This is a genomic window from Paenacidovorax caeni, from assembly GCF_001298675.1.
Classification (GTDB): Bacteria; Pseudomonadota; Gammaproteobacteria; order Burkholderiales; family Burkholderiaceae_C; genus Paenacidovorax; species Paenacidovorax caeni.
Genome location: NZ_CYIG01000004.1, coordinates 48,813 through 63,165 on the forward strand (window position 1 = coordinate 48,813; position 14,353 = coordinate 63,165).

8 protein-coding genes and 1 tRNA gene are annotated in these 14,353 nt (G+C 64.8%); 2 read left to right on the top strand and 7 right to left on the bottom strand.

Annotated features, from left to right (window positions below; genetic code table 11):
• Nucleotides 1–66: 66 nt before the first annotated feature.
• A complete protein-coding gene (alaS, locus tag BN2503_RS02405) occupies nt 67–2,691 on the bottom strand; it encodes an alanine--tRNA ligase (RefSeq protein ID WP_054255106.1) in 2,625 nt (874 codons plus the stop codon).
• 155 nt (nt 2,692–2,846) lie between these two features.
• Between alaS and BN2503_RS02410 the strand changes: the two genes are divergently transcribed.
• Nucleotides 2,847–4,337: an NAD-dependent succinate-semialdehyde dehydrogenase gene (locus BN2503_RS02410; protein ID WP_054255048.1), complete on the top strand. Its 1,491-nt coding sequence runs from the start codon at nt 2,847–2,849 to the stop codon at nt 4,335–4,337.
• A gap of 417 nt (nt 4,338–4,754) precedes the next feature.
• Here the strand turns inward: BN2503_RS02410 and BN2503_RS02415 are convergent, their stop codons facing one another.
• The 3 genes from BN2503_RS02415 to metE all read right to left on the bottom strand — a co-directional run bounded on the left by BN2503_RS02415 (nt 4,755) and on the right by metE (nt 8,394).
• Entirely contained in the window at nt 4,755–5,615 is an 861-nt protein-coding gene (locus tag BN2503_RS02415; RefSeq protein WP_054255049.1) for a TonB-dependent receptor, read from the bottom strand.
• A gap of 332 nt (nt 5,616–5,947) precedes the next feature.
• A tRNA-Gly gene (locus BN2503_RS02420) sits at nt 5,948–6,021 on the bottom strand.
• Nucleotides 6,022–6,099: 78 nt separating this feature from the next.
• Complete coding sequence (gene metE, locus BN2503_RS02425) at nt 6,100–8,394, bottom strand: 5-methyltetrahydropteroyltriglutamate--homocysteine S-methyltransferase (RefSeq protein WP_054255107.1); 2,295 nt, start codon at nt 8,392–8,394, stop codon at nt 6,100–6,102.
• A 120-nt stretch (nt 8,395–8,514) separates the two neighbouring features.
• Here metE and BN2503_RS02430 point away from each other — a divergent pair, with 120 nt between their 5' ends.
• A complete protein-coding gene (locus BN2503_RS02430; protein ID WP_054255050.1) occupies nt 8,515–9,405 on the top strand; it encodes a LysR family transcriptional regulator in 891 nt (296 codons plus the stop codon).
• A gap of 61 nt (nt 9,406–9,466) precedes the next feature.
• On the opposite strand, the gene BN2503_RS02435 is transcribed toward BN2503_RS02430, so the two are convergent.
• The 3 genes from BN2503_RS02435 to acnD form a co-directional block, all read right to left on the bottom strand.
• A complete protein-coding gene (locus BN2503_RS02435) occupies nt 9,467–10,327 on the bottom strand; it encodes an isocitrate lyase/PEP mutase family protein (protein WP_054255051.1) in 861 nt (286 codons plus the stop codon).
• Between the two features lie 95 nt (nt 10,328–10,422).
• Nucleotides 10,423–11,607: a 2-methylaconitate cis-trans isomerase PrpF gene (prpF, locus tag BN2503_RS02440; RefSeq protein ID WP_082366474.1), complete on the bottom strand. Its 1,185-nt coding sequence runs from the start codon at nt 11,605–11,607 to the stop codon at nt 10,423–10,425.
• A 33-nt stretch (nt 11,608–11,640) separates the two neighbouring features.
• Nucleotides 11,641–14,265 (bottom strand): Fe/S-dependent 2-methylisocitrate dehydratase AcnD, encoded by a 2,625-nt coding sequence (gene acnD, locus BN2503_RS02445; RefSeq protein ID WP_054255108.1) that lies wholly within the window; start codon nt 14,263–14,265, stop codon nt 11,641–11,643.
• Between the last annotated feature and the right edge of the window lie 88 nt (nt 14,266–14,353).

Here is a 14,353-nt window from a genome sequence, read left to right on the forward strand (position 1 = left end):
CAGGAGCGCACATATAAAAAAGCCCACCCCGGCAAGGGGCGGGCTCGCGGGCACAGCGGGCTGGCTTTACACGCGCTCAGCCACCCAGCCCTGCACCGCCGCCAGCGCCTGCGGCAGCGCGGCGGCGTTGGTGCCGCCCGCCATGGCCATGTCCGGCTTGCCACCGCCCTTGCCTCCCACCTGGCTGGCGACGAAGTTCACCAGCTCGCCGGCCTTGATGCGGCCCACGGCGTCAGGCGTGACGCCTGCAGCCAGCTGCACCTTGTCGCCTTCGACGGCGGCCAGCACGATGGCGGCGCTCTTGAGCTTGTCCTTGAGCTTGTCCATGGTGTCGCGCAGCGTCTTGGCGTCAGCGCCCTCCAGGCGCGCGGCCAGCACTTTCAGGCCCTTGACCACCACGGCCTGGCCCGCCAGCTCATCCCCCTGGCTCGAAGCAAGCTTGCCCTTGAGCGCAGCCAGTTCTTTTTCCAGGGCCTTGATCTGGTCAAGCGCACCGCCAATACGCACCGTGAGTTCGGCTGCGGGGCTCTTGAGAACACCAGCGGCTTGGTTCACGGTGTCTTCGAGCTGCTGCAGGTAGGCCAACGCATTGGCGCCAGTCACAGCCTCGATGCGGCGCACGCCAGCCGCCACCCCCGACTCGCCCACAACCTTGAACAGGCCGATATCGCCTGTGCGCTGCACATGCGTGCCGCCGCACAGCTCGCGGCTGCTGCCGATGTCGAGCACGCGCACGGTTTCGCCGTACTTCTCGCCAAACAGCATCAGGGCGCCGGTCTTTTGCGCCGACTCGATGTCCATCACACGGGCATCGGTGGCTGTGTTGGCCAGAATCTCCGCGTTCACACGGGCTTCGATCTCCCGGATTTGCGCGTCCGTCACCGGTGCGTTGTGCGCAAAGTCAAAGCGCGTGCGCTCGGCATTCACCAGTGAGCCTTTTTGCTGCACGTGCGCGCCCAGCACCTCGCGCAAAGCCTTGTGCATGATGTGCGTGACCGAGTGGTTGCGCATGGTCGCGGCGCGCAGCGCGGTATCCACCTGTGCCTGCACGGCGTCGCCCACATTGAGCGTACCGCTGGTGAGCACGCCGTGGTGGCCGAACACGTCGGCCTTGATCTTCTGTGTATCGGCGACGGCAAAACATGCCGAGCCAGCGCTGATCTCGCCCTGGTCACCCACCTGGCCGCCACTTTCGGCATAGAACGGCGTACGGTCGAGTACCACCACGCCGCTCTGGCCTTCCTTCAGCGCAGCCACGCTGGTGCCGTCGACGTAGAGCGCCACGATCTTCGCGGCTTCGGCCAAGTGTTCGTAGCCTGTAAAGGCATTGGCGTCACCGCTGTACTCCAGCGCACGGTCCATCTTGAACTTGCCGGCGGCACGGGCCTTGTTCTTTTGCGCGTCCATGGCGGCATTGAAGCCCGCCTCATCGACGCTGACGCCACGCTCGCGGCACACGTCGTTGGTCAGGTCAAGCGGGAAGCCGTAGGTGTCGTGCAGTTTGAAGGCCACGTCGCCCGCCAGCACCTTCTCGCCGCCGGCAAGCGCCGCGTCCAGGATTTCCATGCCATGGGCCAGCGTCTCGAAGAAACGCTCTTCTTCCACCCGCAGCACCTCGGTGATGCGTGCTTCCTGCGCGCGCAGCTGGGGGTAGGCGTCGCCCATCTGCTGCACCAAATCGTGCACCAGCTTGTGGAAGAACGGCGTCTTGCGGCCCAGCTTGTAACCATGGCGAATCGCGCGGCGCACGATGCGGCGCTGCACGTAGCCACGGCCTTCGTTGCTGGGAATCACGCCATCGCTCACGAGGAACGAGGTGGCGCGGATGTGGTCGGCAATCACCTTCAAGGAGGGGTTGCCCAGGTCGTCCACGCCAGTTTCGCGCGCCGCGGCCTTGATCAGCGCGTCGAACAGGTCAATCTCGTAGTTGCTGTGCACGTGCTGCAGGATGGCAGCCAAGCGCTCCAGGCCCATGCCGGTGTCCACGCAGGGAGCGGGCAGCGGGGTGACCGAGCCATCCTCCTTCATGTCGAACTGCATGAACACGTTGTTCCAGATCTCGATGAAACGGTCGCCGTCCTCGTCGGGGCTGCCCGGGGGGCCGCCGGGGATCTCGGGGCCGTGGTCGTAGAAGATTTCCGAGCAGGGGCCGCAAGGACCGGTGTCGGCCATCATCCAGAAGTTGTCGCTCTTGTAGCGCCCGCCCTTGTTGTCGCCGATACGGATGACACGCTCGGGCGGCAGGCCAATTTCCTTGGTCCAGATGTCGTAGGCCTCATCGTCCTCTTCATAGACCGTGGCCAGCAGGCGCTCCTTGGGCAGCTTGTAGACCTCGGTCAGCAGCTCCCAGGCCCACTTGAGCGACTCGCGCTTGAAATAGTCGCCAAACGACCAGTTGCCCAGCATCTCAAAGAAGGTGTGGTGACGCGCGGTGTAGCCCACGTTTTCCAGGTCGTTGTGCTTGCCGCCCGCGCGCAGACAGGCCTGCACGGACGTGGCGCGGTTGTAGGGGCGCTTGTCGGTGCCCAGGAACACGTCCTTGAACTGCACCATGCCCGAGTTGGTAAACATCAGCGTCGGATCATTGCCCGGCACCAGCGGGCTCGACGCCACCACGGCATGGCCTTTGGCGGCAAAGAAGTCCAGGAAGGTCTTGCGGATGTCGGCAACGGAGAAAGTGGGTGTGCTCATGGTGTGTGCGTTGGTGAGGTCGCGCAGGGCGAACCCGCCATTATAGGTTTCGCCCCTCGCACGCATGCAGGCGCAACATGGGCGACAACGCGCGCATGCCAGTGGGCCCCGCCTTGCCGTATCCTGCGCGTTTTCCACCTCACTGCCGCCGCACCATGCAACCGTCTGCCTCGCCGCTCTCATTGTTGAAAGACCCCAGCCTGCTCAAGACCGATGGCCTCATCAACGGGCAATGGGTTGCAGGCAGCAGCCGCTTCGCCGTCCACGACCCTGCCACAGGGCAGCGATTGGCCGATGTGGCGAATCTCGGCCCGCAGGAGACCGAAGCGGCCATCGCCGCCGCCAACGCCGCGTGGCCTGCCTGGCGCGCCAAGACCGTCAAGGAGCGCAGCGCCATCTTGCGCAAGTGGTACGACCTGCTCATGGCGAACCAGGACGTCCTGGCCCGGCTCATGACCGCCGAACAGGGCAAGCCCCTGCCCGAGGCCCAAGGCGAAGTGGCCTACGGCGCCAGCTTCGTCGAATGGTTCGCCGAGCAGGCCAAGCGCATCGACGGTGAAACCCTGCCCACCTTCGACAACAACAAGCGGCTGCTGGTGCTGCAACAGCCCATTGGCGTGTGCGCAGCCATCACGCCGTGGAACTTCCCCCTGGCCATGATCACCCGCAAGGTGGCCCCAGCGCTTGCGGCAGGCTGCCCCGTGGTCATCAAACCTGCCGAGCTGACCCCGCTCACCGCCCTGGCCGCCGCCGAGCTGGCGCAGCGCGCCGGCATGCCCCCTGGGGTGCTCAACGTCGTCACGGCAGACAGCGCGCAGTCTGTGGCTGTGGGTAAGGCACTGTGCGCCAGCGACGTGGTGCGCCACCTGTCGTTCACAGGCTCGACCGAGGTGGGACGCATCCTGATGGCCCAGTGCGCACCAACGGTGAAAAAGCTCTCCCTGGAACTGGGCGGCAATGCCCCGTTCATCGTGTTCGACGATGCCGACATCGACAGCGCCGTGGAAGGCGCTTTCGCCAGCAAGTACCGCAACGCGGGCCAGACTTGCGTGTGTTCCAACCGTTTTTACGTGCAGGCGGGCGTGTACGAGGAATTCGTGGCCCGCTTCGCCGCCAAGGTACGCACTGCCAAGGTGGGCAATGGCTTCGAGCCCGGGGTGAACCAAGGCCCGCTGATCGAAGAAGCGGCGCTGGACAAGGTGCAACGCCACCTTGATGACGCCGTGGCCAAAGGCGGCCGAGTGGTCGCGGGTGGCCAGCGCCTGTCCGGCTTGGGCAGCGGCCAGTTTTTTGAACCCACCGTAGTGGCCGATGCCACGCCCGCCATGCTGTGCGCGCGCGAGGAAACCTTTGGCCCGTTTGCGCCCATCTTCCGTTTCGAGACCGAGCAAGAGGCAGTGGACGCCGCCAATGCCACCGAGTTTGGCCTGGCCAGCTACTTTTACAGCCGCGACATCGGGCGCATCTTCCGTGTGGGCGAAGCGCTGGAATACGGCATGGTGGGTGTGAACACCGGCATCATCTCCACCGAGCACGTACCCTTTGGCGGCGTCAAGCAGTCGGGCCTGGGACGCGAGGGCTCACACCACGGCATCACCGAGTACTTGGAGACTAAATACCTGTGCGTGGGTGATATCGCAAAATAATCAGTCCCTGCGGAAAAATGCCGCAGCCCATACCAAGAAAAAGCCCACGCCGTCTTTCGACAGGTGGGCTTTTGCCCTTACGGGACAGTGAAGTGGCGTCGCCTGCCTGGACAGTTTTGCCCCGAGAGATAAAAAGACCAAGCGCGATTTGAAGAGATGCAGAGTTTTCCGCGACAGCGGACGGCACTTACGACGAATCGGCAGACGGCCATGGTCTTTTCCTCACGCCGCACAACCGAGCAACCCATACCACCTTGGCCTTGAACCCGGAGCTGCGGGAGCGGCGCGTATGCCATCAACGCGCCTGCGGGGCCACTTATCCAACGCCCTGCCCCACCACGCCGATGTGGCCAGGCCCCAGGCCCAACAAGCAGGCGCCGACCGCGTGCACTGCAGCAGGGCTGGCGCTCCTGGGACTTAAAAACGCCCCACCAGCGAAACGCCCAGCAGCGGCGCCGCTTTGAAGCTTTGCTTCTCCACCAAGTCGCCTGAGGCATTTTCCAGGCGCAGCTTGCCTCCCACGACAGCACCGCCATACACATGCAGGGCCATCTGGGGACTGAATTGGCGCGTTACCCGCAAAAACAGCGGTACACCGGTTTCCTCACCCACCCCGCCGCGTGCCAGCGGACGGTCGGCCAAGCGAAAACGCACGCTGCGGTACGAGAATCCGCCCCCTAGCGTCCAGCCACCATCCAAGCGGTAGTCCAATTCCAGGCCTGCCGGGCCAGTCGGGCCGCTGGGCAGCGGGTTGACCAGGCGCCAGCGCTCGTTCAAGCGCCAGTCCACCACCACAAAGGGAAAGGCGCTGGTTTTTTCAATTTGCCTGTACACACCAACGCCAACACCCAGGCGATTGCCGCCCTCGAACTGTTTGACACCCGAGAGCATGGCGCCCCACACGCGGGAATCGCTGCTGCTGGCGCCTTTTTCGCCAAACCAGTCGACCGAAGGCGCCACGCTCATGCTCCAGCCATCCGACACGGCCCACGACACTGGTACCGAAATGCCGTAGCGACGCACCGTACCCCACGGCGCCTGCGTGCCAAAGGCGCCTGCGTTGTCGAAGGAATAGTCGTACTGGTCATAGTTCAGCGTGACCCCCACACGGCTACCGGCCCCCATGGCGTAAAACGCCCCGCCGCGCACAATCGCGCCGCTGACTTTGAAGCGCCCGCCATCATCAATATCGCTGTAGCCCTGGTGCACCGGGCTGACTGACACAAAGGGCTGCCAGGCGCTGTCCTGCGCATGGGCACTGGCTGCCAAAGTCAACATAGCACCCACGATGGGAGCGCTGGAAAGGCGAAGAAAAGGCATAGTGAAAAAAGTTGAGTGAAGGAGAAGCGCCGTACTGGCTTGACCTGCCCGGTCTTTCCGAGCCTTGCATTCCTGCGCGGCAGACCAGATGGGGCGTTGAATGATATTGCGGCTTGAGCGCTTGCGGGGTTCGGTCATTGAGCGCCATAGCAGCGCCGTACGGGATAGCGTCAAAGAATGCCGCCAGTTTGGCGGGTATGTGATGCCGCACCTTAGAACGGTGTGAGACAAGAAAAAACCCGCACTCCATACGGAACATGCGGGTTTTGAGAGGCTGCGGAAGGCAAATTTGGAGCGGGTGAAGGGAATCGAACCCTCGTATGAAGCTTGGGAAGCTGCCGTTCTACCATTGAACTACACCCGCAGTAGGGTTGCATTATAGGTGCGGCGCACCACCCCGACATCGATATGCCGAAACCTGCCGAAGCAGCATCGCGCGGAATCAGGCCATGCAGGCGCGCAGCGTCTTGGCTGCGGCGACCATCTCGCTCAACGCAGGAATCACCTCCGCCCACTGGCGCGTCTTGAGGCCACAGTCTGGGTTGATCCACAGGCGTGCAGCAGGTATGCGCTCGGCCGCCTTCTGCATGAGCTGCACGATGCGCTCCTGCGTCGGGATGTTGGGCGAATGGATGTCGTACACGCCGGGGCCGATCTCGTTGGGGTACTGAAAGCTATCGAAGGCGTCGAGCAGCTCCATGTCAGAGCGCGAGGTCTCGATGGTGATCACGTCTGCATCCATCCCGGCGATCGACGCGATGATGTCGTTGAACTCCGAGTAGCACATATGGGTGTGGATTTGCGTCTCGTCGCGCACGCCATTGGCGGTGATGCGGAAACTCTCCACGGCCCAGTCCAGGTACTCGGGCCATTGCGCCTTGCGCAGCGGCAGGCCCTCGCGCAGCGCGGCCTCGTCGATCTGAATGACGTGCACACCGGCCCTTTCCAGGTCCAGCACTTCCTCGCGGATGGCCAGCGCCAATTGTTTGCACGACGCCGAGCGCGGCTGGTCGTCACGCACAAAAGACCAGTTGAGAAGGGTCACCGGGCCGGTGAGCATGCCCTTCACGGGCTTAGCCGTGAGCGATTGTGCGTAGGTGATCCATTCCACCGTCATCGGTTGAGGACGGCTAATGTCACCGAACAGGATCGGCGGCTTCACGCAGCGCGAGCCATAGGACTGCACCCAGCCGAACTGGCTGAACGCATAGCCGTCGAGCTGCTCGCCGAAGTATTCGACCATGTCGTTGCGCTCGGCCTCACCGTGCACCAGCACGTCCAGCCCCAGCGCTTCCTGCTCGCGCACGCAGCGCGCGATTTCGGCACGCATCGCCGCCTGGTAGCCGGGGTAGTCCAGGCGACCGGCCTTGAATTCGCTGCGCGCATGGCGGATTTCGGCCGTCTGCGGGAAGGAGCCAATGGTCGTGGTGGGATAGGCGGGCAGCTTCAGGAGCGCCGCTTGCTTGGCCGCGCGCTGGGCGTAGGCACTCTCGCGCCGGCCCAGGCCGGCAGCGCTACGCGCCACCGCCGCCTGCACCGCTGGGTTGTGCACGCGCGGCGAGGCGCGGCGCGCGGCCAGCGCGGCGGCATTGGCGGCCAGCTCGGCCTTGACCGCGTCGCGCCCGTCACGCAGCGCCTTGCCGAGCACGCGCAGTTCGTCGAGTTTTTGCAGCGCGAAGGCGAGCCAGGACTTGACCTCGGGGTCGAGCTTCTTCTCGCTGGCCAGGTCCACCGGCACGTGCAGCAGCGAGCACGATGGGGCGATCCACAGCCGCTCACCCAGGCGCTCTGCCAGCGGCTCCAGCCAGTCGAGGGTGGCGTTCAGGTCGGTCTTCCAGATATTGCGGCCATTGATAACGCCCAGCGACAGCACCTTGTGCGTGGGCAGCAGGTTGATCAGCGGCTGCACGCCCTCCCGGTCGTTGATGGCATCCACGTGCAGGCCTGCCACCGGTAGGTTGGCAGCCAGGTAAGCGTTTTCTTGCAGCTGCCCAAAGTAAGTCGCCAGCAGCAGCTTGACGCGGCACGCTTTGAGCTGGTGATACGCCGTGTTGAAGGCGTGCTGCCAATCGGCATCCAGCTCCGTCACCAGGATGGGTTCGTCGATCTGCACCCACTCCACGCCCTGCCCGGCCAGGGTGTCGAGCAGTTCGGCGTAGACCGGCAACAGGCGCTCCAGCAGCGCCAGCTTGTTCGAGCCGTCCTTGGCCTTGCCGATGGCGAGGTAGGTGACCGGGCCGATGATGACCGGCTTGGCCTTCACGCCCTGGGCCTGGGCCTCGGCCAGCTGCGCCAGCAAGCGTGCGGCGTCGAGCTTGAACGGGGTGGCGGCGTTGAACTCGGGGACGATGTAGTGGTAGTTGGTGTCGAACCACTTGGTCATCTCGCCCGCCGCCACGCCGCCGCAGCAGGCGCTGTGATCCTCGGTGCCCTGGGCCGAGCGGCCACGTGCCACGCGGAAGTAGTTGTCCAGCACGTCGCCGTGAAAGCCCTGGACACGCTCGGGCAGGTTGCCGAGCAAGAAGCTCATGTCCAGCACTTGGTCGTAGAACGAAAAATCGCCCACGGGCACGAGGTCCAGGCCCGCCTGGTCCTGCCAGTGCCGCTGGCGCAACTGGGCGCCCAGGGCCGTGAGTTCGTCGCGCGAGGAGGCGCCCTTCCAGTAGGACTCCAGCGCGAATTTCAGTTCGCGGCGGGCGCCGATGCGGGGAAAGCCGAGGTTATGGATTGTCGTCATGTCGGTGTTGAGCAAAGCAGTGAAGGGAGGGAAACGAAGGAATCGGGCGCATGGTAGGCACTGCTTTCGATGAAGTAAAATGGTCTTATTTCAACAATCAATTACTTTTGTTCATACGTCATGCTGGAACGCATCCATCTCGCCGTGCTGCAGGAGGTCGAGAAGCAAGGCTCGCTCACGGCGGCTGCCGACAAGCTGTGCGTGACCCAGTCGGCCCTGAGCCACAGCATGAAGAAGCTGGAGCAGCAGCTGGGCACGGCCATCTGGCTGCGCGAGGGCCGCAGCCTGCGCCTGACGCAGGCCGGCCAGTACCTTTTGGCGGTGGCCGGCCGCGTGCTGCCGCAGCTCGACCTGGCCGAGGAACGCCTGCGCCAGTTCGCCCAGGGTGAGCGTGGCACCCTGCGCATCGGCATGGAGTGCCACCCGTGCTACCAGTGGCTGCTCAAGGTGGTGTCGCCCTACCTCGCTGCTTGGCCCGACGTGGACGTGGACGTGAAACAGAAATTCCAGTTCGGCGGCATGGGCGCCTTGTACGGCTACGAGATCGACCTGCTGGTCACCCCCGACCCGGTATTCAAGCCGGGCCTGCACTTTGAACCGGTGTTTGATTACGAGCAGGTGCTGGTGGTGGCGCGCGGCCACGCGCTGGCGGGTACCCCGTGCGTCCATCCCCGTCAGTTGGCGCAAGAGGTGCTCATCACCTACCCGGTGGCCACGGACCGGCTGGATATCTACACCCAGTTTCTGCTGCCTGCCGGCGTGCTGCCCAAGCGCCACAAAACCATCGAAACCACGGACATCATGGTGCAGATGGTGGCCAGCGGCCGGGGCGTGGCCGCACTGCCGCGCTGGCTGGTGCAGGAGTACACCAGCAAGATGGATGTGGTGCCCGTGCGGCTGGGGCCGCGTGGTATTGCCAAGCACATCTACCTGGGCGTGCGCGAGGCGGACCGGGCCACTGACTACCTGCAGGCCTTTATCGCGCAGGCCCGCCAGCCCTTACCCGCCTGACGCAGCGCCGTTCAGCGCACGGGCTGGCACCGCGCCCTTTCCGCAGGGTTGGCAACGCCCATCAGGCGTAGCGTTTTTCCAAGGTATCCCACTCGCCCTTGCCCACCAGCCGCTGGCGCTCAGCAAACGGCGTGACCAGGCCGCTGTCTTCGCGCACCTCTTTGGCGTCGCGCAGCGTGGTCAGCGTTTTTTGCATGCCCATCACCGCGCCTTGCAGCGCGGCGTTGGCGTACAGCACGATGCCGTAGCCCAGCGCGCCGAGCTGGTCGGCGTTGAAGATCGGGGTCTTGCCGCCAATCACCATGTTCATTAGCTGGGGCGTGGGCAGGCGCTGGGGCAGCGCGCGCACCTGCTCGGCTTCGGTCACGGCTTCAACGAACAAAATGTCCGCACCCGCCTCGGCAAACCGCTGCGCGCGCTCCACGGCGGCCTCGAAACCGTGGGTGGCGGCGGCGTCGGTGCGCGCCATGATGAGCAAATCACCGTCGCGCCGCGCGTCCACGGCGGCTTTGATCTTGTCCACGGCTTCTTCGGTGCTGATGACCTCTTTGCCGTTGAAATGCCCGCAGCGCTTGGGCGCCACCTGGTCTTCGAGCTGGATGCAGTCGGCCCCGGCGCGCTCCAGCGTGCGCACGGTGTGGATGACGTTGAGCGCGTTGCCAAAGCCGGTGTCGGCATCAACGATCAGCGGCACTTCCACCGCGTCGCGGATGCGCGCGGTGTGCTCGGCGATTTCGTGCAGGCCCATAAAGCCTTGGTCGGGCATGCCAAACCACATGTTCGTCACGCCCGCGCCGGTGACGTAAATGGCCTGAAAGCCCAGGTCGGCCACCACTTTGGCCGAGAGCGCGTTGAAGGCGCCGGGCACGAGCAGGCCGTTGCGGGCCTCGACGAGTTGCTTGAGTTGTTGGCGAGTGGACATGTGAAAAGATGGGTCAAAAGTGCCTCTGGCCCTTGCCTGGCAAGCGCAAGAAGCTATGAAAAAAGGAGTTTTGATGGGGCAGGATGCCGTGCGCCTTAGCCTGGCACGCGCACCCAGCCTTCCATCAGGATGCGGGCGCTGCGGCTCATCACGGCCTTGGTCACCGTCCACTGGCCGTTGACCTGCCGGGCCTCGGCGCCCACGCGCAGCAGGCCCGAGGGGTGGCCAAAGCGCACCACCGGACGTGCGCCCCCGGCGGCCTGGCTGACCAGCGTGCCAGGAATGGCCGCCGCCGTGCCAATGGCCACGGCGCAGGTGCCCATCATGGCGTGGTGCAGCTTGCCCATGGACAGGGCGCGCACCAGCAAGTCCACCTCTGCCGCCGCGATGGCTTTGCCGCTGGACGCGGTGTAGTCCTTGGGCGGGCTGACGAAAGCGATTTTGGGCGTGTGCTGGCGCGTCGCCGCTTGCTCGGGCGTTTGGATCAGGCCCATGCGCAGCGCGCCGGCAACGCGGATTCGCTCAAAGCGCGCCAGCTGCGCCGCGTCGCCGTTGATGTCCTCGCGCAGCTCCGTGCCCTGGTAGCCAAGATCGGCCGCGTTGATGAACACGGTGGGAATGCCCGCGTTGATCAGCGTGGCCGGCAAGCTGCCCACGCCGGGCACCTCCAACGTATCGACCAGGTTGCCGGTCGGGAACATGGCACCGCCCTCCTCGCCATCGTCCGACGGGTCGATGAACTCCAGCACGATTTCCGCCGCCGGAAAAGTCACGCCATCCAGCGCGAAGTCGCCGGTTTCCTGTACCTGCCCGCCCGTCACCGGCACGTGGGCAATGATGGTCTTGCCGATGTTGGCCTGCCAGATGCGCACAGCACAGGTGCCGTTGGCGGGGATGCGGCTGGCATCCACCAAACCCGCGTGAATGGCAAAAGCCCCGGCGGCGGTGGAGAGGTTGCCGCAGTTGCCGCTCCAGTCGACAAAGTCCTGGTCGATGGACACCTGGCCGTAGAGGTAGTCCACATCGTGCCCGGGGCGCGTGCTTTTCGAGAGGATGACGCACTTGCTGGTGCTGGACGTGGCGCCGCCCATGCCGTCAATGTGCGCGCCGTAGGGGTCGGGGCTGCCGATGACGCGCTGCAGCAGCTTGTCGCGCGCCGGGCCGGGCTGCTGCGCGGCTTCGGGCAGGTCTTGCAGGCGAAAAAACACGCCCTTGCTGGTGCCGCCGCGCATATAGGTGGCGGCAATGCGCAGGGGCGGAAGGTGCTGGGTCATATCCATTTTGATAGCTGCTTGCGCTTGTCTGGTAAGGGTTTAAGCCCGATTCGATGCCAAAAAGTCCTGGGCAAAGCGCTGCAGCACGCCGCCCGCTTCGTACACCGAGACTTCCTCGGCCGTGTCCAGGCGGCAGGTCACGGGCACCTGCAGCGTTTCGCCACTGCGCCGGTGAATGCGCAGCGTCAGTTCGGCACGCGGCTGCAGCGCGCCTTGCACATCGTAGGTTTCGGTGCCATCGAGCCCGAGCGTGCGGCGGTTCACACCGGGCGCAAACTCCAGCGGCAGCACACCCATGCCAATCAGGTTGGTGCGGTGGATGCGCTCAAAGCCCTCGGCCACCACGGTTTCCACACCCGCCAGGCGCACGCCCTTGGCGGCCCAGTCGCGACTCGACCCTTGGCCGTAGTCGGCCCCGGCAATGATGATCAGCGGCTGGCGCCGGTTCAGGTAGGCCTCAATCGCTTCCCACATGCGCACCACCTGGCCCTCGGGCTCAATGCGCGCCAGCGAGCCCTTTTGCACCTGGCCATCGACCACGGCCATCTCGTTGACCAGCTGCGGGTTGGCAAAGGTGGCGCGCATGGCGGTGAGGTGGTCGCCGCGGTGCGTGGCGTAGGAGTTGAAGTCCTCCTCGGGCAGGCCCATCTTCGCTAGGTATTCGCCCGCCGCGCTGTCGGCCAAGATGGCGTTGGAGGGCGACAGGTGGTCGGTGGTGATGTTGTCGCCCAAGAGGGCCAGCGGGCGCATATTTTTCAGCGTGCGCGGGTGCGCGGCCAAAGCGCCCACGCCTTCGGTGTCCCAGTACGGCGGGCGGCGAATGTAGGTGGACTGGGCGCGCCAGTCGTACTGCGGCGGCGCCTTGGCACCATCGTCCTGGCGGATGGCGAACATGGGTTCGTACACGGCGCGGAACTGTTCGGGCTTGACGGCATGGGCCACGATGGCGTCAATTTCTTCGTCGCTGGGCCAGATGTCTTTCAGGCGGATTTCCTTGCCATCGACGACCGCGAACACATCCTGCTCGATGTCAAAGCGCACCGTTCCCGCGATGGCATAGGCCACCACCAGCGGCGGCGATGCCAGGAACGCCTGCTTGGCATACGGGTGGATGCGCCCGTCGAAGTTGCGGTTGCCCGAGAGCACGGCCGTGGCGTACAGGTCGCGGTCGATGATCTCCTGCTGGATCTTGGGGTCGAGCGCGCCGCTCATGCCGTTGCAGGTGGTGCAGGCAAAGGCGACGATGCCAAAGCCCAGTGCCTCCAGGTCTTGCAACAGGCCCGCTTCCTTCAAATACAGCTCCACGGCTTTGGAGCCGGGCGCGAGCGACGTTTTCACCCACGGCTTGCGCACCAGCCCCCGGCGGCGGGCGTTGCGCGCCAGCAGCGCGGCGGCAATCACGTTGCGCGGGTTGCTGGTGTTGGTGCAGCTGGTGATGGCAGCAATGATGACGGCGCCATCGGGCAGCCGGCCCTCGGCCTCGTCGTCGCGCGCCATTTGCAGCTTCACGGCGCCGGCAATGCCACGCGCCACCAGCGCACTGGTGGGCAGGCGCCGGTGCGGGTTCGATGGCCCGGCCATGTTGCGCACCACGCTAGCAAGGTCAAACGTCAACGTGCGCTCGTACTGCACCTCGCGCAGCGTGTCGGCCCACAGCCCGGCGGTCTGGGCGTAGGTTTGCACCAGGCGCACCTGTTCGGGGCTGCGGTCGGTCAGGCGCAGGTAGTCGATGGTTTGTTGGTCGATGTAAAACAGCGCCGCGGTGGCGCCGTATTCGGGGCACATGTTCGAGATGGTGGCGCGGTCGCCAATCGACAGGCTGCTGGCACCTTCGCCAAAAAACTCCACATACGCGCCCACCACTTTTTCCTGGCGCAAAAACTCCGTCAGCGCCAATGCAATGTCGGTGGCGGTGATGCCACTTTGGCGCTGGCCCGTGAGCTGCACGCCCACGATGGTGGGCAGGCGCATCCACGAGGCGCGGCCCAGCATCACGTTCTCAGCTTCAAGCCCGCCCACGCCCACGGCAATCACGCCCAGCGCGTCAACGTGGGGCGTGTGGCTGTCGGTGCCCACGCAAGTGTCGGGGAAAGCCACGCCATCTTGCACATAGACCACGGGCGACATTTTTTCCAGATTGATCTGGTGCATGATGCCGTTGCCCGCCGGGATCACATCCACATTGGCAAAGGCTTTTTTTGTCCACTCGATGAAGTGAAAGCGGTCTTCGTTGCGGCGCTCTTCAATGGCGCGGTTTTTGGCAAAGGCGTCAGGCTCAAAACCGCCGCACTCCACAGCCAGCGAATGATCCACGATGAGCTGCACCGGCACCACCGGGTTGACGGCGGCTGGATCGCCGCCTTCTTTGGCAATCGCGTCGCGCAGCCCGGCCAGATCTACCAGCGCGGTCTGGCCCAGGATGTCGTGGCAGACCACGCGCACCGGGTACCACGGAAAGTCAAGGTCGCTTTTGCGCTCGATGAGCTGGCGCAGGTACGCAGGCAGCTGCGCAGGCTCGGCGCGGCGCACCAGGTTTTCGGCGTGTACGCGCGCGGTGTAGGGCAAGGTGGCCCAGGCGCCGGGCTGCAGCGCCTCGACGGCGGCTTGGGCGTCAAAGTAATCCAGGGCGGTGCCGGGCAGGGGTTTGCGGTGGGCGGTGTTCATCATGGGGGCGGGCAGGTTTGCTCTTTTTTTATGAGCTGCTTGCGCTTTCTGGGCGGTACTTTCAGAATGAAAACAGGCTGAAAACCTT